Below are 20,175 nucleotides of genomic sequence, written 5' to 3' on the forward strand. Positions count from 1 at the left end.
TCGCCGATCTCGCAGGCAAGGGCATCGGCGCTGTTATCATCGACGCCGTGTTTGACCGCGATCTCGAAACGATCGGCGCCGTCGCGTTGGATCACCGTCTGTCGGTGGGGGCATCGGGCATTGGCCTCGGCCTCGCCCGGGCGCTGGTTGCCTCCGGCAAGGTCAAGGCGGCTGCCGCGGGCGCGGTATCGGGCGCGCCGGTGGGCGGACCGGCGGCGTGCCTTGCGGGGAGCTGCTCGCAGGCGACGCTGGCGCAGATTGCCACTGCCGAAGAGACGATGCCCGTTTTGCATCTCGATCCCGAGCAGATCATCGCCGGCCCCGCCGAAGCTCGCCGCGCGCTGGCGTGGGCGAGCGACCGAATCACTGACGGCCCGATCCTGATCGCCAGCAGCTCGACGCCGGATCAGGTTTCAGCTCTGCAATCCCGGCATGGCCGCGATGCAGCCGGGCATGCCATCGAGCAGGCGATGGCCGATATCGCCGAAGGTCTGGTGCGCTCGGGCGTGCGGCGGCTGGTGGTCGCCGGTGGTGAAACTTCAGGCGCCGTCGTCGATCGCCTGGGCCTTCCCGGCTTCCTCGTAGGCGAAGAAATCGCTGCAGGAGTGCCGGTTTTGCGCGCGGTCGGCTCCGACAAAGGTGAGATGCTGCTTGCCTTGAAGTCAGGCAATTTCGGTGGACCGGAGTTCTTCTCCGACGCGCTGAAGCTGATGCGCTGAGCGCCTCAAGCCGACATTCATTTCCTGGTGAGGTCTGTCGCGTAGGTATTTGTACCGACGCGCGTTAACTCAACCTGAGGGCGCGTCGGGTTTGATACTCGCAAGGCATCCCTCTTTTCCAGCTCCTCGGCTTTTCCATCCGGCGTGTCCCCGCACGCCCAAAACCAAGAGATTCCGCCATGCTCGCCCGCTATTCGATCCGCACCAAGATCATCGCCGTGGTCGCCTTCCTGCTCGTCGCGATGACGGGCATGGGCTTGCTCGCTGTCCGGAACATGCGCGCCATCAACGCCAACACGGTCGACATCTCGACGAGCTGGCTGCCGAGCGTCCGCGTGCTGGGCGACCTGCGCGCCGGCGTCATCACCTATCGCAACGTGATCCGCGAGCACATGCTGTCCGAGACGCTGGAAGAGAAGCTGGCGCAGGAAAAAACCCTTGCTGCCGTCGTCGAGAGCAACAACAAGATTCGCGCCACATATGAGCCACTGATCACCTCGCCGGAAGAGCGCGCGATGTACAATGAATGGGTCAGGCTGTGGGAAAGCTACAAGAAGGGCAGCCAGGAAGTGATGGAGCTGTCGCGCAAGGCGGCCGGCAGGATTCCCACTGAAGCCCACGATCTGAACACCCAGACGGTCAACAAGATCGGGCTCCAGGCCGATGCGGTGCTGAAAAAGGGCATCGACCTCAACAACGCCGGCGCGGACAAGGCGGCGAGCGAGGCGGCTGACAGCTTTGGCGCCGCGCTCATGATGCTGGCGCTGATCCTCGGCGCTGCCGTCATCGCCGGAATTGCCATCAGCGCCTATCTGGTCCGCGACGTCTCGAGCGGTATCGCCTCCATCGTCACGCCGATGCAGGCGCTGGGCAATGGCGATCTCAGCGCCGACGTGCCGCATCAGGGCGAGAAGACTGAAATCGGTGCGATGGCCGACACCTTGCAGGTGTTCAAGCAGGCGCTGATCGCCAAGAAGGCCGCCGATCAGGCCGCCGCAGCGGACGCCGAAGCCAAGATCGAGCGCGGCCGGCGGGTCGACGGCATTACCCGCAATTTCGAAAGCGTGATCGGCGAGATCGTGCAGACGGTATCGTCGGCTTCGACGCAGCTCGAAGCGTCCGCCGGCACGCTGTCGGCGACCGCCGAGCGTTCGCAGACGCTGACATCGACGGTCGCTTCGGCTTCCGGCGAAGCCTCTGCCAACGTGCAGTCGGTGGCGTCAGCGACCGAGGAGCTTTCCTCCTCGGTCACCGAGATCGGCCGCCAGGTGCAGGAATCGGCGCGGATGGCGACCGATGCCGTCGGCCAGGCCCGCGTCACCAACGACCGCGTCAGCGAATTGTCCAAGGCAGCGGGCCGGATCGGCGACGTGGTCGAACTCATCAACACCATCGCAGGCCAGACCAATCTGCTCGCGCTCAACGCCACCATCGAGGCGGCGCGCGCCGGCGATGCCGGTCGCGGCTTTGCGGTCGTGGCCTCGGAGGTCAAGGCGCTGGCCGAACAGACCGCAAAGGCCACCGGTGAGATCAGCCAGCAGATTAACGGCATCCAGGGCGCGACCCAGGAGTCCGTGAACGCGATCAAGGAAATCAGCGGCACCATCGAACGGCTGGCGGAGATCTCTTCGGCGATTGCCGCCGCCGTGGAAGAACAGGGCGCTGCAACCCAGGAAATCTCCCGCAACGTGCAGCAGGCCGCGCGCGGCACCCAGCAGGTTTCCAGCAACATCACCGACGTGCAACGCGGCGCCAGCGAGACCGGCGCAGCCTCGTCGCAGGTGCTGTCGGCGGCGCAGTCGCTGTCGGGCGACAGCAACCGCCTCCGGCACGAGGTCGGCAAGTTTCTGGAGTCGGTCCGGGCAGCCTGACAACTGGACGGCAACAGGCGATGAGGCCCGGCTCCCCGACAGGGAGTCGGGCCGTTTCGCGTTTAGCGCGAAGTCGTGCGAACTGCAACCAGGCTGGATTTTCCGCAGTTTCCCGCAAGCGGAAATTAACCGGTCGCCGCTACGCTGGCCCCCGCATCTCCCGGCTTCACGCGCGAAGGTTGCCGGTTCCTGGTACGGCAAATTCCGTCTCCGGGAAAACTGATTCAGAAGAATTTGGGGGCGTCGACATGATCAAGCTCAACCGCATCGGAAACAAACTGGGCTTGGCCGGGGCGGTCGGCGTCCTGCTGGCGATCGGCATGGTGGCCAACCAGATGGTCACCGAAGCGAAGATCGAGGAAGCCAGTGAGCGCGCCAACCGATCGCAGCAGGTTGCGAACAGTGCGCTCGCCGCGCATATCGACTTGCGCAAGATTCAGCTGGCTGCCGGCGACGTTCGCCTGTCCAGAAGGTCGGCTGAAGTCGAAAAAGCCCTTGCCGAGTTGCAGCGCCACAAGGCGAGCGCGACAAAGGAGCTGGAGGCAGCGCTGGCGATGGCCCAGCAAGCGGACGCCAAGGAGCGGCTTCAGAAGACGAAATCCCTGATGGAAGGCTTCACCGCCGCCGTGGAAGATCTCGCCAAGGCGCAGGCGACGCTGCTGACGCAGATCGACAAGCGCTCGGTGGTCTCGGAGGAATGGAACAAGGCCGTCGATACGCAGATGAAGCTGCCGGCCATGCAGAAGCTGGACAACCGCCTCGAGATCGAGCGCCTGCTGTTCCAGGCCGATGGCAAGGTGAACGCGCTGCGGGCTGGTGCCTGGAAGCTCGGCGCCACCGGTGATGCCAATCTGGTCACGGAGATGGCCAAGACCGAGGCCTCGCTGAAGGATATCTTCAACAAGCTGCGCGGCGAGGCCGACGACCGGGACTTGCTGGTCGTGGTCAGCAACCTGTCTTCGATCGTCAAGCGCTTCCTCGCGGCCAATGAGGAAGCCGTAAAGACCGAGCAGGTCAAGAACGACATTATCGCCAACCGAACCGTCAAGGCCGCCGCCGATGTCGCCGATCTGATGGAAGCCACCGTCGCCGGCGCGCAGAAGGATGCCAGGACCTCGAAGGATGAGGTCATGGCCGACACCGAGCGTGCCAACCAGATCAACCTGATCATGGCGATCATCGTCGTCGCGTCGCTGATCGCCTCCGTGGTGTTCTCCTTCCTCGGCGTCGCCCGTCCGATGACGTGCCTGAACGGCGCGCTGGGCGAGATGGCCGGCGGCAATCTCGAGGTCGAGATTCCCGGTGCGACCCGCGGCGACGAAATCGGCGACCTCGCCAAGACCGTGACCGTCATCCGCGAGAACGCCGAGCAGAAGGCGCGCGAGGAAGCCGAAGCCAAGGTCCAGCAGGACCTGGTCGCGGCGCAGCGGCGCAAGGCCGAAATGATCAAGCTCGCCGACGATTTTGAAGGCGCGATTGGCAACATCGTGGAGACCGTGTCGTCGGCCTCGACCGACCTCGAAAACGCCGCCGGCACGCTGACGACGACCGCCGAACGCGCCCAGGAACTGACCACGATGGTGGCGGCGGCGTCCGAGGAAGCCTCCACCAATGTGCAGTCGGTGGCCTCTTCCACCGAAGAGATGGCGTCGTCGATCACCGAGATCGGCCGTCAGGTTCAGGAATCGGCGCGGATGGCCAATGAGGCCGTCGATCAGGCCCGCACTACCAATAACCGCGTCAGCGAACTGTCGAAGGCCGCTGCCCGCATCGGTGCCGTGGTCGAACTCATCAACACCATCGCCGAGCAGACCAACCTCCTGGCGCTCAACGCCACCATCGAGGCGGCGCGCGCCGGCGACGCCGGCCGCGGTTTTGCCGTCGTGGCCTCCGAGGTAAAGGCGCTGGCCGAACAGACCTCGAAGGCGACCGGTGAGATCGGTCAGCAGATCACGGGCATCCAGGCCGCGACGGAAGAGTCGGTAGGCGCAATCCAGGCGATCAGCTCCACCATCGAGAAGCTGTCGGAGATCTCTTCGACCATTGCCGCCGCCGTGGAAGAGCAGGGCGCGGCGACCCAGGAAATCTCCCGCAACGTGCAGCAGGCTGCGCGCGGAACGCAGCAGGTTTCCTCCAACATCACCGACGTGCAGCGCGGCGCCGGCGAAACCGGTTCGGCCTCATCGCAGGTGCTTTCGGCGGCGCAGTCGCTGTCGTCCGACTCCGGCCGTCTCAAGCGCGAGGTCGGCAAGTTTCTCGGCTCGGTGCGCGCCGCCTGATTTCTCCACCGTCAGACGAATTCAAAGCCCGGCCGTTCGCGGCCGGGCTTTTGTTTTCGAGGTCGAAGCATCGGCTGACTCACGCCCTTCCTTGTCACCAGCAACAAACAGAAACAAAAGCCGACGTCGGCTTCGGCAAGTGCGCTGGCGAGGTCCGTAAAGTTACGGAGCGTCAACTTTACACTGGATAAAGGGCTGGAACCTAAACCCTTTGTTGAAGCGTTGTTTGAACGCGGCTGACAATGAGGTCTCCCCGATGTCGTTTCTGTCGAATTTCCGTGTGCTCACGAAAGTGCTGGCAATCATTTGCGTGCTGTCGCTGATCACGGGAATCATGGCCTGGCTCGGGATCAGCTCGCTGCAATCGGTAAGCGAAAAGTCGAATACCATGGCGCGATCGGCGGAACGGGCCTTGCTGGCTACCCGCGCCAACAACAATGTGGTGGCCATCAACCGCGGCGAGTTTCGCAGCGCGCTCGATCCGCGTGACGAAAACAGGCTGGCTGCGCGCGCGATGATTGACGAGCAGGTCAAGCAGCTCGAGGAGCGTCTTGCCGAAGTGAGCAAGACCGCGGATGAGAAGACGCAGGCGCTGTTGCCGGCCGTCAGATCGGCGCTTGCCGCCTATCAGGCGCAACTGAAGCAGACGCTTCAATCGGTCGAGGACGCCAAATCCGCCGAAGTGACGCAGTCGGCTGCAGCATTGCGGGATGCGACGATGAAGAGCCGCGCCGCGGCAGAGACGCTGCAGGTCGCTATCCGCGCGGTGGCCAACAGGCTTGACCAGCGGGTCATGGAAAACAACAAGGCCGCAGAGGAGGAATATGCCTCCGCGTCCCGCCTCCTCATGATTCTCGCGGTCGGAAGCATGGTGTTCGGCCTCGGCTTCGGCTTCGCGGTCGGTCAGTACGGCATTGCCAAGCCGATCCGGGCGGTCGTCGAGTTGCTGCAGCAGCTTGCCGGCGGCAAGTACGACATCAACATTTCGGGCACGGAGCGCGGCGACGAGGTTGGCGACGTCGCCAAGACCGCCCTTGTGTTCAAGGAAAATGGTCTCGCCCGGATCCGCATGGAGCACGAGCAGAAGGAGGCGGGAGTTCGCGCCGCCGCGCAGCGCCGCACCGACATGCTTCAACTCGCCGACGGTTTCGAGCGGGCGGTAGGCGAGATCGTCAGGACCGTGTCGTCGGCCTCGACCGAGCTCGAAGCCTCCGCCGGCACGCTGACGTCGACCGCCGAGCGCTCGCAGGAACTGACGACCGTGGTGGCTGCGGCTTCGGAAGAAGCTTCCACCAACGTGCAGTCGGTGGCGTCGGCCACTGAAGAGCTGTCCTCCTCGGTCAACGAGATCAGCCGCCAGGTGCAGGAATCGGCGCGGATGGCCGGCGAGGCGGTCGACCAGGCCCGCATCACCAACAATCGCGTCGCCGAGTTGTCGAAAGCGGCAGCCCGCATCGGAGACGTCGTCGAGCTCATCAATACCATCGCGGGCCAGACCAACCTGCTGGCGCTCAACGCCACCATCGAGGCGGCGCGCGCGGGCGAGGCTGGCCGGGGCTTTGCGGTCGTGGCGTCCGAGGTGAAGGCGCTCGCCGAGCAGACGGCGAAAGCGACCGGCGAGATCGGCCAGCAGATTTCAGGCATTCAGGCTGCGACCCAGGAGTCGGTCGGCGCCATCAAGGAGATCAGCGGAACCATTGAACGGCTGTCCGAAATCGCCTCGACCATCGCGGCAGCCGTGGAAGAGCAGGGGGCCGCCACGCAGGAAATCTCCCGCAACGTGCAACAGGCCGCTCACGGTACCCAGCAGGTTTCCTCCAACATCACCGACGTGCAGCGCGGCGCCAGCGAAACCGGCTCGGCCTCTTCGCAGGTGCTGTCGGCGGCGCAATCGCTGTCCGCGGACTCCAACCGCCTCAAACTCGAGGTCGGCAAGTTCCTCGACACGGTGCGGGCGGCCTGAGTCGCCGGCCGCGCCGGGCCCTGGCTAACAGAACCCCCGTATATTTACTGATTACAAAATTAACGGGTGGAAAGCGGCTAACCTATACGATTCCGCGCAATGGGGCGGACGACCTTCGTCGTCGCGTGGAGATTCGAGCATGCTTGCAATGGTAAGTCAGGCCAGGATGACGGTTGGCCGAAAGATCTATGCCCTCATCTGCCTCGGTTTCGCCGGGCTCCTGGGCATCGCCTTCCTCGACTCGCGGGAGCTGGCGTCGAGCCTCAGTCAGCAGAAACAGATCGAGCTGCGGCACCTCGGTGACCTCGCGCTCGGCATCATCAAGGAAGAGCACGCCGCGGTGCAGAAGGGCGGCGTTTCGGAAGCCGACGCGCAGAAGCGGGCGATGGCGCGGATCGGAGCGCTCCGCTACGGCAGCAACGACTATTTCTGGATCAACGACATGCATCCGAAGATGGTGATGCATCCGATCAAGCCGGAAATGAACGGCAACGATCTGTCGGCCTACAAGGACCCCAACGGCAAGCTGCTGTTCGTCGATTTCGTCAATGCCGTCAAAAAGGGCGGATCGGGCTTCGTTCCCTATGAATGGCCCAAGCCCGGCTTCGACAAGCCGCAACCGAAACTGTCCTATGTGGTCGGCTTCGCGCCGTGGAACTGGGTCGTCGGCACCGGCGTGTATATCGACGACCTGACGGCGCAGACCTGGGCCTCGACCCAGCGTTCCCTGATCGTGGCCGGCGTGATCCTGCTGTTTACACTCGTGGTGTCGGTGTTCGTGGCGCGGAGCGTCACCACCCCGCTGCAGAGGATGACCGGTGCGATGAACGATCTCGCCAGCGGCAACCTCGCCGTCGAGGTGCCCGGTGTCGGACGCGGCGACGAGATCGGCGAGATGGCCAAGGCAGTGGAGGTGTTCAAGAGCAACGCCGTCGCCCAGAAGACGCTGGAGGCCGAGCAGCGCGAGGCCGAGGCGCGCACGGCAACCAGCCGCAAGGTGGACATGAACAAGATGGCCGACGATTTCGAGGCTGCGGTCGGCCGCATCGTCGAGACCGTGTCGTCGGCGTCCGGCCAGCTCGAGGTTTCGGCGGGCACGCTCACGGCAACCGCGGAACGCGCGCAGGAGCTTGCGACCACCGTCGCGGCGGCTTCCGAGGAAGCCTCGACCAACGTGCAGTCGGTGGCGTCGGCCACCGAGGAGATGGCGTCGTCCGTTACCGAGATCAGCCGCCAGGTGCAGGAATCGGCGCGGATGGCCAACGATGCCGTGGACCAGGCGCGCATCACCAACGAACGCGTCAGCGAGTTGTCGAAGGCGGCAACCCGCATCGGCGACGTCGTCGAGCTGATCAATACCATCGCAGGCCAGACCAACCTGTTGGCGCTCAACGCCACCATCGAGGCGGCGCGCGCCGGCGAGGCGGGCCGCGGCTTTGCCGTCGTGGCCTCCGAGGTCAAGGCGCTGGCCGAGCAGACCGCGAAGGCCACCGGCGAGATCGGGCAACAGATCACCGGCATCCAGGCTGCCACCCAGGAGTCCGTCAACGCCATCCAGGCGATCAGCGGCACGATCGAGAAACTGTCCGAGATATCGTCGACGATCGCGGCCGCCGTGGAAGAGCAGGGCGCCGCGACGCAGGAAATCTCCCGCAACGTGCAGCAGGCGGCGACGGGCACCCAGCAGGTATCCTCCAACATTACCGATGTGCAGCGCGGCGCCAGCGAAACCGGATCGGCGTCCTCGCAGGTGCTTGCGGCGGCGCAATCGCTCTCGGGCGACTCCAACCGCCTCAAGCTCGAGGTCGGCCGGTTCCTCGACTCGGTGCGGGCGGCCTGAGGCCGTCCTGATTGTTCGCTCTGAAGCCGGCCCCTCATGCCGGCTTCGCGACTGTCGATGATTCGAATCAGACGCTCGCGCTGCAGCTGGCAGTCTGCTTTCGGCTGCACGAGAAGCGGGAGACATCCCTAGATCGTAAAACTGCGATTGCGGCGCGCGCCGATCAATCGCCTTGAGCGAAACTGGGAGCATATGTGGCGAACAAATTTCCGGAATCGGGAAAAATTGGTAAGATGCAAGCGCGTCGTGAAAGTCTGATGTTAGATGATCCGATGCCAAGTGTTCTGCGTCAATGAAGACGGGTCAGAACTCAAGACGCTTCATCCAGTGGCAGGGCGCATCGAAGCGCCTATCCGCCACGGTCAAGATGCGCGCACGATCCCCCTCAATTGCGGATAGCGCTCTTGCTCGTTTTTTCGACGACCGCTACCGACGGCTCGGATGAGCGCTGCGTGTCGTTGCTTGATGAACTATGTGAGTCCAGGTTCGTAAAGATCAGCCGGTCTCCGGACGTCGATCATTTCCGGAACATCGAGGGACTGGGCGACGCCAGCAGCATTCCGCTCGACACCAGGGGCTTCGCCGCCTCGTTCGCCTCCTTGAGGCTGAAATCCTGCTCGGTCTATCTGCAGCAGACGTTCCCGCGAATTCTGCAGATGCGGTATTCCACGACCGGCGCGATCATCGGCTTCACGATGGACGATGCGGCTTCGCTGATTGTCAACGGCGTCGAAGGCCGCGCGCCCACCCTGCTTCTCGTCAAGGGCACCGCGACGTGCGAGATCGTGGAGCCGCAGGCCAATCTGGTGGCGCTTCTGAATTTCGATTCCATCGACGATCGCGGCTGGCCGGGCGAAGCCGATAGCGCTCAATTGATATCGACGTTGCCGGACAGGTGCGAGGCGCTGCGGGTGACGGTTCGCGATGTCCTGACGCTCGCTTCGCATTCGCCCGATACCTTCGCACAGCCGAGCGTGATCGAAAGTGTCGAAGAATCGGTCCTGCAGGCGGTCGATCTGGCGATGGCTGCCGCATCGCCTGCGCTCGAAGGCAAGCGGTTGAGCCTGAGCCATTACCTGGCGCTGGTCCGGAAGTTCGACGAGTTGGTGGCCAATAGCACCGGCAAGACGTTGTACAGCGCCGACGTGGCGCGACAACTCGGGGTGTCGGTACGGACGCTGCATAATGCCGTGGTTGCCATTCGCGGCATGAGCATGCATCGCTACATGCGGCTGCGGCGACTGTGGAATGTGCGACAACAACTGGTGCACGGAGCTCCGCCGCAGTCGATCAAGGCGGTCGCGCTTACGAATGGCTTCTGGCACATGGGCGAGTTCACCTCGCTCTACCGCGACTTGTTTGGCGAAACGCCGCAGCAGACATTGTTGGCGGCACGCAAGCAAACCAATCACTCTTCATGATGACGACGGTGATTCCGTAAGACTACCGTCATCCGCGGTCCGTTAGACACTGGTTAACCACTGCATGGGACCGTGGCATCATGGGTGCCGCTCTGTGGTCATCTGCCACAGGAGCCCTTCGGTCGTAACGACCGGCTCGTCCAATTTTGGCCCGGCGCTTCTTCAACCGTGATCCCGCCGTGCGGGAAACGGGCGGTCGTGTTGCGAGTTCCCCCGACTTTGAAGGACGCAAGGCCATGTCCCGACTCATCCTCAACCTGTCGATCGGCGCCAAGCTCGGCATCGCTTCAGCCATCGGCGTGCTGCTCGTCGCCACGATGGTGATTGTCCAGATCCGCGCCAACGCCGCGATGCGCGACCTGGACGCCCGCATGGCGGGGCAGCAGACGATCGCGCGCGACGCGATAGATGCAAGGGGTTCGATCCGGGGCATGCAGATTGGTGTGCGCGATCTTCGCCTCGCCAACACGGCGGCAGACTTGCAGAAGGCCAATGAATATCTCGCCGTCCGCCTCCAGTCGGTCAACAAATTCGCCGACGAAATGCACAGACTGTCGAAATTCGCCGAGAACAAAGCCCGCATCGAGAAGCTCAAGGTGCGGGCCGAGGATTACTCGAAGGGCGCGCAGCAGATCGTGGCCGTTCGCAGCGAAGCGATTGCTGCGGCAGGCGGTGGTGCCGAGGCGGCCGCGAAAGTTGCGAAGCTGAACGAAGAGGCGATCCGCATCGCCCGGGAAGTTACATTGCCGATCGCGGCCGAGCTCGAGCCGCTTGCCAGCCAGATCGCCGATTTCGCCAAGCACAGGCTGGACGAGCAGGCCGCGCAGGCCGAGCGGGAAATGGCAACGGCGGAATGGGAAGCCCTGGCCCTGGGCATCGGCACGATCCTGCTGCTGATTGCAACCAGCATATTCTCCTTCTTCACCATTGCCCGGCCGATGCGCGCCTTGAGCGCGTCGATGGAAGAGCTTGCCGGCGGCAATTTTGCGGTGGTGCTGCCGGGCCTTGGCCGCAAGGACGAGCTCGGCGCGGTCGCTGGCGCCGTCGAGAAATTCAAGGTCGTCTCGGAGCAGAAGGCCCGTGACGAAGCAGAAGCCAAGATGAAGCAGGACCAGATCGCAGCGCAACAGCGCAAGGCCGAGATGGTCAGGCTCGCGGATTCCTTCGAAGCAGCCGTCGGCGAGATCGTCGAAACCGTCTCGTCGGCGTCGACCGAGCTGGAAGCTTCGGCTAAGACGCTAACCGCGACGGCCGAGCGCGCTCAGGAAGTGACGACGACGGTAGCAGCGGCTTCGGAAGAGGCTTCTACCAATGTCCAGTCGGTTGCTTCAGCGACGGAAGAGCTGTCGTCTTCCGTCAACGAGATCAGTCGTCAGGTGCAAGAATCGGCGCGGATGGCCGGCGAGGCCGTCGACCAGGCCCGCGTCACCAACGACCGCGTCAGCGAATTGTCGAAAGCGGCAGCCCGCATCGGCGACGTCGTCGAACTCATCAACACCATCGCAGGGCAAACCAACCTCCTGGCGCTCAACGCCACCATCGAGGCGGCGCGGGCCGGCGAGGCCGGCCGCGGCTTTGCGGTCGTGGCGTCGGAAGTGAAGGCGCTCGCCGAGCAGACCGCGAAAGCGACCGGCGAGATCGGCCAGCAGATCACTGGCATCCAGGGCGCCACCCAGGAGTCGGTCGGCGCGATCAGGGAGATCAGCGGCACAATCGAGAGGCTGGCGGAGATCGCCTCGGCCATCGCTGCCGCGGTGGAAGAGCAGGGCGCCGCCACCCAGGAAATCTCCCGCAACGTGCAACAGGCGGCCGAAGGCACCCAGCAGGTCTCCGCCAACATCACCGACGTGCAGCGCGGCGCCGGCGAGACGGGTTCTGCTTCCGCGCAAGTGCTCTCGGCGGCGCAGTCGCTTTCTGCGGACAGCAATCGCCTCAAGCTGGAGGTCGGCAAATTCCTGAATACGGTGCGGGCGGCCTGACGGGGCCGGTTTCCAGGAGAAGGTAGAAGAAGCAGAACTCTCTCCCTATGAGGGGTTCTCTCCGCGGAGACAGACCCCTCATCCGTCTCGCTGCCGCTACGCGTCAGCGATCCACCTTCTCCCACAAGGGGAGAAGGAAGAAAGCGACCGCTACCCCACGCGCCACTCCAGCACGCCGTCGTCGGCCGCGACGATGTCGCCCGCCGTCCCTACCGGCGTCCGCTCCATGTTCAGCAAATGCTTGAGCGTCTTCTCGTCATTGGCCGGGATGCGAGCCAGTGCCCGTGCATCGCCCTCCGTGCGCAGCATCACCACGCCATGCTCGACGTCGCCCTTGCCCTTGTAGATCACGGTGAAGGCTTCGACCTTGCCCTTGCTCTTGCCGGTAGCCTCGGTGACGAAATCAGGCACCCTGCGGCGGTTACGGTCGGCCTCGGCCTGCACGCTGGTGTCCTGCTTCAGCGCCGCCTTCGGCGCCTCGCGCGACAGCACCAGGCCGTGATGCTTGGTAACAAAGCCGCCCTGGCCGTAGAGCAGGCCGAGCTTGCCGCCCTTGCGCAGGCTCCGCACCATCGCCACCGCCGCATGCGTCATATAGGTGTTGAGCGGCGCGCCGAAGAAGGTGAGGCCGCCGGTCACCGTCGGCTGCACGTCGGGACCTAAGCCCAGCGTCCGCCGCGCCATCTTGGGCACGCAGGGGAAGCAGCTATAGAGTTCGATCGCGCTGAACTTCTTGCCGTCACCCTCGACGAGGTCCATCACCGCCTTCAACACGGCGTTCTGCGGATGGCTTTCATAGAACTGATCCCGGATAAGATAATCGCGGGGCTCTTCCGCGGAAGCGCCGCCGAGCGGATAGATCAAGCGATCCTCTGATACTCCGGCCGCGCGTGCCTTGGCGAGCGACGTCAGCAGCACCGCGCCGCCCATGTTCACGGTCGGATTGGCCACCATCAGCTTGGTGTAGGGCCAGGCGATCAGCCGGTTCTCCGGCGAAGGCGTCGTGATCTCGTCCGGCGTAAAGCGCTTCTTCAGCCAGGAGTTTTCATTCCCGGATGCGACGCGCGCGTAGGTCGACCATAGTTCGCCGGATTCGGCGAGCGCCTCGCGCGGCGTCTGGCCCCAATGCGCCGAGGTGGCGGATTCATAGAGCGGATAGACGGTGATCGGTCTGAATACGCCGAGCTTTACCGCCATTGGTTTCTGGAACGCCGCGCCGCGCTTCGGCTCCTCGACGTCATGGGCGAATGGCGTCCACGGCAGCGAGATGCCACCGCGCTCCGCCTTGGTCGCGGTCGATTGCGCTTCCGCGCCGCAGACCGCGGCCACGCTGCACTCGCCGCGCGCGATGCGCTGTGCCGCTTCGTGAATGTAGCGGATCGGGCTCTCGCCGCCGACCGGCCCGTAATAGCAATGCGCCGGATTGGCGCCGAGCCGCGCCGCGAGCTGCTTCTCCGGATCGCGGTAGCGCCAGCTCAGGAAGTTGACGACGTCGAGCGAGCCGAGATCGCCGAGCAGCTTTGCGCCACTGTCGGCTTCCGCGCGCCGCACCGCCTGTTCGAGCAGCGCCATCGGCTCAAGGCCGGCAGCGATGTCCTTGGGCCGGTCGACGATTTCGCCGACGCCGACGATGACGGGAATGCGGTCTTCGGGAAGGGGAGAGTTTGGCATTTTTTCTTGCTTTGCTTTCTGTGAGTCAATTCTCAGTTCGTTGTTCCGTCATTGCGAGCGAAGCGAAGCAATCCATGGCGCAGCAAAGAAAGTATGGATTGCTTCGTCGCTTGCGCTCCTCGCAATGACGCGGAGAGGCGCCGTCATTCCTCCATCAACGCATTCATATGCTCCACCGCATCGGCAAAATCTTCCTTGAACTCCTGCACCACCGCGCCGGCCGATTTCACGCTGTCGATCAGGCCGACGCCCTGGCCGACGAAGTAGCTGACGAGATCGCGCGCCTGCGTATTGCCGGCAGCGGCGGCACGGTCGATCGAGTTGAAGGCGTCGCGACTGATGATGCTTTGCAGCGGCATCGGCAGCGCGCCGGGACTGTCCGGCCCGCGATCCCACGCATCCGTCCATACCGAACGCAATTGCCGCGCCGGCTTGCCGGTGCGGCCCTTGGAGCGCACCGCGTCGCGCGAGGAGGCCGCGATCATTTTTTCGCGGAAGATTTCGGTGGTCTCGGATTCCACCGTCGCCAGCCACACCGATCCGGTCCAGGCGCCGGCCGCGCCCATCGCCATGCAGGCTGCCATCTGCCGTCCCGTCATGATGCCACCCGCGGCCAGCACCGGCACGTCGCGCACCGGCCTGATCGCCTTGATCACTTCGGGCACCAGCACCATGGTCGACACTTCGCCGCAATGGCCGCCGGCCTCGGTGCCCTGCGCCACCAGAATATCGACGCCGGCGGCGACTTGCCGCAGCGCGTGTTCCTTCGAGCCGACGAGGGCCGCAACCGGCACGCCGTGCTTGCGACCCATGTCGATCATCTGCTTCGGCGGCACGCCGAGCGCGTTCGCGATCAGCTTGATCGGGTGACGGAACGAAACATCGAGTACCTCGAGCGCGCGCTGCGCGTCGAACGGCTGCGGCTGGTTGTCGGCGACGTTGGTGGTCGTTAGCTCGATGCCGTATTTCTTCAGCAGGTTGCGGGTGAAGTCGCGATGCTGCGGCGAGATCCGCGCTTCCAGGCTCTTCCAGGTGACGTCCTTTTCGCCCGCGGTCGAAATGTTCTCGGGGATCAGCACGTCGAGCCCGTAGGGCTTGCCGTCGGTGTGATCATCAATCCATTTCAATTCCTGCTCGATGGTTTCAGGCGAGTGCGCCGTCGCGCCCAGCACGCCAAAGCCGCCGGCGCGGCTGACAGCGGCGACGACGTCGCGGCAATGGCTGAAGGCGAGCAGTGGAAACTCAATTCCCAGCATGTCGCAGATCGGCGATTTCATGGCTTGTCCTCCCGGCGGCAGCATTCCAGATTGCTGCTCAGCTTTCTGCGCGACGCTAGCCCATTGGAGGCTTGCATGCCAAGCGGCCTTGCTCCTCGCCATGAGGAGCAAACATTCCACCGCGCAAAATATGCAATGCCATGCCGCCGATTTGCGTCTTGCGCTTTGACGCTATCGAGAGAATGCTAACGGGCAAACAAGATAATCTTTCAGGGAGTTTTCATGTCCGCTACGTCTTCCGTTACCGCCAAATCGCCCGAGAGCTACGACGTTGTCGTGGTCGGTGCGGGCTTTGCCGGCATGTACATGCTGCACCGGTTGCGCGGGCAGGGGATGACGGCGCGGGTCTACGAGCAGGGTTCGGGCGTCGGCGGCACCTGGTACTGGAACCGCTATCCCGGCGCGCGCTGCGACGTCGAGAGCATGCAGTATTCCTATTCGTTTTCGGAAGAGCTGCAGCAGGAATGGGACTGGAGCGAGCGCTACGCGCCGCAGCCGGAGATTCTGAAATACGCCAACCACGTCGCCGACCGCTTCGATCTGCGAAGGGACATCCAGTTCAATACCCGCGTCGAGCGCGCCGCGTTCGACGAGGCCAACAATCTCTGGTCGGTCTCGACCTCCGACGGCAGGACGGTGACGGCAAAATTCGTCGTGCTCGCCACCGGCTGCCTGTCGAACGCGCGCATGCCCGAGATCAAGGGCCTGGATCGGTTCAAGGGCAAGGTCTATCACACCGGCCACTGGCCGCATGAGGAAGTCGATTTCACCGGCCAGCGCGTCGGCGTCATCGGCACCGGTTCGTCGGGCATTCAGTCGGTGCCGGTCATCGCCGAGCAGGCGAGCCAGCTCACGGTGTTCCAGCGTACCGCGAACTTTTCCATTCCCGCCCGCAACGCGCCGTTGACGCAGGAAGAGCGACAAAAATTCCGCGACAACTATCCCGAGATCAGGCGCTTTGCGCGCGAAGTCGCGAAGAACGGCATCTATACCGAGATGCCCGACCGCGGCGCGCTCGACGACGGCGGCAACGAGCGCCGCGCGAAGTACGAGGCGCGCTGGAATCGCGGCGGGCTCACCTTCATGTCGGTCTACAACAACCTCGCGCTGGACAAGGCCGCCAACGATACCGCCGCCGATTTCGTTCGCGGCAAGATCGCGGAGATCGTCAAGGACCGAGAGACCGCAAAGTTGCTGCAGCCGAACAACCATCCGATCGGCTCCAAACGCATCTGCATCGACACGAATTACTTCGCGACCTTCAACCGCCCGAACGTGACGCTGGTCGATATCAAATCGAATCCGATCGAGGAGATCACCGAAAACGCGGTGCGCGTCGCGGGCAGGGATTACGAGGTCGATGCGCTCGTGCTCGCGACGGGTTTCGACGCCATGACCGGCTCGGTGGCGAAGATCGACATCAGGGGCCGCGGCGGGCAGACGCTCAATCAAAAATGGGCCGCGGGCCCACGCACCTATCTCGGCCTGATGAGTTCAGGCTTTCCCAATCTCTTCGTCGTCACCGGCCCCGGCAGCCCGTCGGTGCTGTCGAACATGATCGTCTCGATCGAGCAGCATGTCGACTGGATCACCGACTGCATGGCGTATTTGCGCGACCGCGGCCTCGATACCATCGAAGCAAGGGTCGATGCGGAGGACAAATGGGTGACCCACGTCAACGAGGTCGCTGCCACCACGCTCTATCCGCAGGCCAATTCCTGGTACATGGGCGCCAACGTTCCCGGCAAGCCGCGCATCTTCATGCCCTATATCGGCGGCGTCGGCCCCTACCGGCAGATCTGCAACGATGTTGCGGCAAAGGGGTATGAGGGCTTTGTGATGGAGCGAGCGGAGCAGCCGCGCGAGATGGCTGCCTTATAGCCACCGTCATTGCGAGGAGCGAAAGCGACGAAGCAATCCATCTATGGGTCGATATGGATTGCTTCGCTTCGCTCGCAATGACGGCAAACTCGGAGTTTGTAGGGTGAGCAAAGCGCAGCGTGCCCACCATTCGTTTAAACGATCGGGGCAGGTGGTGGGCACGGCGCAAGTGCGCCTTTGCCCACCCTATGGATCAGCCTCGCAGCCGCCGGCTCAACACCTCAACGAACCGGTCGGCGTCGGCTTCGTCATTATAGACATGCGGCGACACCCGCATGCGACCCAAACGCGGTGCGACGTATACGCCCTCGCTTGCCATGCCCTCGATCAATCCCGCCGGCATTCCGCCCTTGAAGGCGAGGCTCAAAATATGCGGGCTGCGCGGACCAGGCTCGGGCACGCTGACGCCGACGCCGCGCACGCCCGCCGCGATCCGCTCCGTCAGCATCGTGAGGCGTTGCTCGATGGCCGGCGCGCCCCAGTCGGCCATCATCTCCATGCCGATCGAGGCCATCTCCATCGAGATGAAATAATCGCGCTCGCCCATGTCGTAGCGACGGGAATCGCCGACGTAACTGGGATCGGTGAAATAGACTTCGTTCTCGGCGCGGACGTTGCGGCGGCCGGATGCGGTCTGCTCAAGCGGGATTCCGTCTTGATGACGTTTTGCAACGTAGAGAAAGGCGCGGCCGTAGGGGCCAAGCAGCCATTTGTAGGTCGGGAAGACCACGAAATCCGGGTCGAGACGCTTCACGTCGGTCATCAGTACGCCGGTGCTCTGCGTCGCGTCGACAAGGAAGGCAGCGCCTTGTCGCCGCAGTGCTGCGCCGACCTTCTCGACATCGATCAACCCGCCGTCCGACCAGTGCACGGAAGAGATCGAGGCCAGGCTGACCGGCGGTGCGCCGGATCGCTCGACCGCGGCAAGCACCGCCGACGTCCAGTCGCCATCATCAGGTTGGCGGACCGTCTCGACGGCAAAACCATCCACCTCGGCCCGCGTCTGCCATTCGAGCACCGGCGAGGAATGATCGTTTTCCAGCACGATCACGCGCGTGGCCCGCGCAATCGGCAGTATCTTCGCGGCGGTCGCAACGCCATAACTGATCGAGGGGATCAGCGCGATATCGGAGGCCTCGGCATTGATCAGCCGGGCGGCAGCAAGGCGCGCACGCTCGTTCTGTTGGCCGGCGAAGGAGGCCTCGAGCGTCCACGGCGTGCCCTTGCGAAGAACCGCTGATCGCCCGGCCTCCAAGGTTCGAAGCGGCAGCGGGCTGTAAGAGGCGGCATTGAGATAGCAAATCTGGCGCGGTATCTCGAACAGGGCGCGCTGTGATGGGAGCATCTGGAGGGTCTCTGCTGTCGCTATGCATCCAGTATGGCCGATCTCGATCACGCCAGCCACAGGAGCATTGCTCCGAGTACATCTGCGGCCGTGGCCTATCACGTAGATCTGTAGGGTAGGCAAAGCGGATTGTGGCCACCATATGCAACACGCACAATTGCGTGGTAGGCGTGGGCGCAAGCGCGCCTTTGCCCACCCTGTGGCTCTGGAGATAAAAAGAAATGACCGACGCCCCCGTGAACGAACCCATCGAATACACCCCGCCAAAAGTCTGGACCTGGAACAAGGCAAGCGGCGGCCAATTCGCCGCCATCAACCGCCCGATCGCAGGCCCCACGCATGAGGCGCAGCTGCCGGTGGGCCGCCATCCGTTCCAGCTCTATTCGCTGGCGACGCCCAACGGCGTCAAGGTCACCGTGATGTTCGAGGAGCTTTTGGCCGCCGGCCACAGCGGCGCGGAATACGACGCCTGGCTGATCAAGATCGACGGCAACCAGTTCGGCAGCGGCTTTGTCTCCGTCAATCCGAACTCGAAAATCCCGGCGCTGATGGATCGCAGCGGACCGACCCCGATCCGGGTGTTCGAATCCGGCGCCATCCTGATGCATCTGGCCGAAAAGTTCGGTGCGTTCCTGCCGGCCGGCGGCGAGGCGCGGGCGGAATGCCTGTCCTGGTTGTTCTGGCAGATGGGCAGCGCGCCGTTTCTCGGCGGCGGCTTTGGCCATTTCTACGCCTACGCGCCGACCAAGATCGAATACGCCATCGATCGCTACGCCATGGAGGTGAAGCGCCAGCTCGACGTGCTCGATCGCCGCCTGGCTGACAACGAGTTTCTCGCCGGCAAGGACTACACCATCGCCGACATGGCGACATGGCCGTGGTACGGCGCGCTGGCAAAAGGCCTGGTCTATGGCGCCGGCGAATTCTTGTCGGTGCACGAATACAAGAATGTTCAGCGCTGGACCGATGCGATCGCCAAACGCCCGGCGGTGAAGCGCGGCCGCATGGTCAACCGCATCTCGGGCGATCCGGCGAGCCAGTTGCACGAGCGGCACGAGGCCAGCGACTTCGACACGAAGACACAGGACAAGATCGGCGAGCCGGCGAAGGCGTGAGGAGGGGGAAACGCCATGACCTTTTTCGAAAAGGGCCCAGTCCGCATCCATTATCAGGAAGCCGGCTCCGGCTTCCCGCTGCTCCTGATCGCGGGCGGCGGCTTGAACTCGAACATAACAGGCATCACCGGCGATTATCCGCCCTTCAACGCGATGAAGGAGTTCGGGAACGAGTACCGCTGCATCGCCTACGACCTGCGCAACGCGCCGCCCGGCCAGTCCTCCGGCCCGCTCGAGATCGACCGCCCATGGGATTCCCACACCGACGATCAGCTCGCGCTGATGGATCACCTCGGCTTCGAGAAATTCATGGTGCTGGGTTTCTGCATCGGCGGTCCCCTGATCTGGAATCTGATCAAGCGCGCGCCCGATCGCATCGTCGCCGGCGTGCTGGCGATGCCCTCAGGCTCGCGGCCCGAAATGCGCGATTTGTTCTACGACAACAACATGAAGGGCTGGGCGCCGCAACTCGTCGCGGGCCGGCCTGATATCACGATGGAGCAGGCGGAGAAATTCCTGACGCGGATGTACCGTAACGATCCGGATTTCGTCTTCACGGTGACGCGCGATTTCGTGCGCCAATGCCAGACGCCGGTCTTGATCCTGCCTGACGATATCCCGGCGCATCCCTACGCGGTCGCGATGGAGAGCGCGCTGCTGGCGCCGAACGCGGAAGTGAGTTTGTTTCCGTGGAAGGAGCCGAAAGAGCGCGTGCCGCTGGCCGTGCGCCAGATCCGGTCCTTCCTGCGCGCGCACAGGCCGGCGTCGTAGCCAGCTTCGTAGGGTGGGCAAAGCGAAGCGTGCCCACCATCAC

Annotated in this window: 13 protein-coding genes; 10 read left to right on the forward strand and 3 right to left on the reverse strand. The window is 63.9% G+C overall.

What is annotated here, in order from left to right:
• The 7 genes from CQ12_RS46950 to CQ12_RS33535 all read left to right on the forward strand — a co-directional run.
• Nucleotides 1-719, forward strand: a 719-nt coding sequence (locus CQ12_RS46950; RefSeq protein ID WP_283807432.1) for a four-carbon acid sugar kinase family protein, incomplete at its 5' end; no start/stop codon positions are given.
• A gap of 179 nt (nucleotides 720-898) precedes the next feature.
• Nucleotides 899-2,590: a methyl-accepting chemotaxis protein gene (locus tag CQ12_RS33510; RefSeq protein WP_057839554.1), complete on the forward strand. Its 1,692-nt coding sequence runs from the start codon at nucleotides 899-901 to the stop codon at nucleotides 2,588-2,590.
• Nucleotides 2,591-2,838: 248 nt separating this feature from the next.
• Nucleotides 2,839-4,869, forward strand: coding sequence for a methyl-accepting chemotaxis protein (locus CQ12_RS33515; RefSeq protein WP_245310276.1), 2,031 nt, complete (start codon nucleotides 2,839-2,841; stop codon nucleotides 4,867-4,869).
• 256 nt (nucleotides 4,870-5,125) lie between these two features.
• Nucleotides 5,126-6,832, forward strand: a complete 1,707-nt coding sequence (locus tag CQ12_RS33520; protein ID WP_057839555.1) for a methyl-accepting chemotaxis protein — start codon at nucleotides 5,126-5,128, stop codon at nucleotides 6,830-6,832.
• A gap of 139 nt (nucleotides 6,833-6,971) precedes the next feature.
• Nucleotides 6,972-8,672, forward strand: coding sequence for a methyl-accepting chemotaxis protein (locus tag CQ12_RS33525; protein WP_430642290.1), 1,701 nt, complete (start codon nucleotides 6,972-6,974; stop codon nucleotides 8,670-8,672).
• A 404-nt stretch (nucleotides 8,673-9,076) separates the two neighbouring features.
• On the forward strand, nucleotides 9,077-10,093 hold the full coding sequence (locus tag CQ12_RS33530) for a helix-turn-helix domain-containing protein (RefSeq protein WP_057839557.1): 1,017 nt from the start codon (nucleotides 9,077-9,079) through the stop codon (nucleotides 10,091-10,093).
• 236 nt (nucleotides 10,094-10,329) lie between these two features.
• Nucleotides 10,330-12,072 (forward strand): methyl-accepting chemotaxis protein, encoded by a 1,743-nt coding sequence (locus CQ12_RS33535; RefSeq protein ID WP_057839558.1) that lies wholly within the window; start codon nucleotides 10,330-10,332, stop codon nucleotides 12,070-12,072.
• 150 nt (nucleotides 12,073-12,222) lie between these two features.
• On the opposite strand, the gene CQ12_RS33540 is transcribed toward CQ12_RS33535, so the two are convergent.
• Nucleotides 12,223-13,743 carry an acetyl-CoA acetyltransferase gene (locus CQ12_RS33540; protein ID WP_057839559.1) on the reverse strand — a complete coding sequence of 507 codons (1,521 nt, stop codon included), beginning with the start codon at nucleotides 13,741-13,743 and terminating at the stop codon, nucleotides 12,223-12,225.
• Between the two features lie 143 nt (nucleotides 13,744-13,886).
• Nucleotides 13,887-15,020, reverse strand: a complete 1,134-nt coding sequence (locus tag CQ12_RS33545) for a nitronate monooxygenase (protein WP_057839560.1) — start codon at nucleotides 15,018-15,020, stop codon at nucleotides 13,887-13,889.
• Nucleotides 15,021-15,242: 222 nt separating this feature from the next.
• Between CQ12_RS33545 and CQ12_RS33550 the strand changes: the two genes are divergently transcribed.
• Nucleotides 15,243-16,901, forward strand: coding sequence for a flavin-containing monooxygenase (locus CQ12_RS33550; protein WP_057839561.1), 1,659 nt, complete (start codon nucleotides 15,243-15,245; stop codon nucleotides 16,899-16,901).
• Nucleotides 16,902-17,094: 193 nt separating this feature from the next.
• Here the strand turns inward: CQ12_RS33550 and CQ12_RS33555 are convergent, their stop codons facing one another.
• On the reverse strand, nucleotides 17,095-18,246 hold the full coding sequence (locus tag CQ12_RS33555; RefSeq protein WP_057839562.1) for an aminotransferase class V-fold PLP-dependent enzyme: 1,152 nt from the start codon (nucleotides 18,244-18,246) through the stop codon (nucleotides 17,095-17,097).
• A 221-nt stretch (nucleotides 18,247-18,467) separates the two neighbouring features.
• Here CQ12_RS33555 and yghU point away from each other — a divergent pair, with 221 nt between their 5' ends.
• Nucleotides 18,468-19,361: a glutathione-dependent disulfide-bond oxidoreductase gene (yghU, locus tag CQ12_RS33560; RefSeq protein WP_057839563.1), complete on the forward strand. Its 894-nt coding sequence runs from the start codon at nucleotides 18,468-18,470 to the stop codon at nucleotides 19,359-19,361.
• Between the two features lie 15 nt (nucleotides 19,362-19,376).
• Nucleotides 19,377-20,132 (forward strand): alpha/beta fold hydrolase, encoded by a 756-nt coding sequence (locus CQ12_RS33565; protein WP_057839564.1) that lies wholly within the window; start codon nucleotides 19,377-19,379, stop codon nucleotides 20,130-20,132.
• Nucleotides 20,133-20,175: the final 43 nt, after the last annotated feature.

Origin of the sequence: Bradyrhizobium jicamae (assembly GCF_001440395.1) — a bacterium.
In the GTDB taxonomy this organism is placed as follows: domain Bacteria; phylum Pseudomonadota; class Alphaproteobacteria; order Rhizobiales; family Xanthobacteraceae; genus Bradyrhizobium; species Bradyrhizobium jicamae.

What these genes read in the sequence shown, in the direction of transcription:
- CQ12_RS33510 (WP_057839554.1), top strand. Translation starts at nt 899, where the DNA reads ATGCTCGCCCGCTATTCGATCCGCACCAAGATCATCGCCGTGGTCGCC.
- CQ12_RS33515 (WP_245310276.1), top strand. Translation starts at nt 2,839, where the DNA reads ATGATCAAGCTCAACCGCATCGGAAACAAACTGGGCTTGGCCGGGGCG.
- CQ12_RS33520 (WP_057839555.1), top strand. Translation starts at nt 5,126, where the DNA reads ATGTCGTTTCTGTCGAATTTCCGTGTGCTCACGAAAGTGCTGGCAATC.
- CQ12_RS33525 (WP_430642290.1), top strand. Translation starts at nt 6,972, where the DNA reads ATGCTTGCAATGGTAAGTCAGGCCAGGATGACGGTTGGCCGAAAGATC.
- CQ12_RS33535 (WP_057839558.1), top strand. Translation starts at nt 10,330, where the DNA reads ATGTCCCGACTCATCCTCAACCTGTCGATCGGCGCCAAGCTCGGCATC.
- CQ12_RS33540 (WP_057839559.1), bottom strand. Translation starts at nt 13,743, where the DNA reads ATGCCAAACTCTCCCCTTCCCGAAGACCGCATTCCCGTCATCGTCGGC.
- CQ12_RS33545 (WP_057839560.1), bottom strand. Translation starts at nt 15,020, where the DNA reads ATGAAATCGCCGATCTGCGACATGCTGGGAATTGAGTTTCCACTGCTC.
- CQ12_RS33550 (WP_057839561.1), top strand. Translation starts at nt 15,243, where the DNA reads ATGTCCGCTACGTCTTCCGTTACCGCCAAATCGCCCGAGAGCTACGAC.
- CQ12_RS33555 (WP_057839562.1), bottom strand. Translation starts at nt 18,246, where the DNA reads ATGCTCCCATCACAGCGCGCCCTGTTCGAGATACCGCGCCAGATTTGC.
- yghU (WP_057839563.1), top strand. Translation starts at nt 18,468, where the DNA reads ATGACCGACGCCCCCGTGAACGAACCCATCGAATACACCCCGCCAAAA.
- CQ12_RS33565 (WP_057839564.1), top strand. Translation starts at nt 19,377, where the DNA reads ATGACCTTTTTCGAAAAGGGCCCAGTCCGCATCCATTATCAGGAAGCC.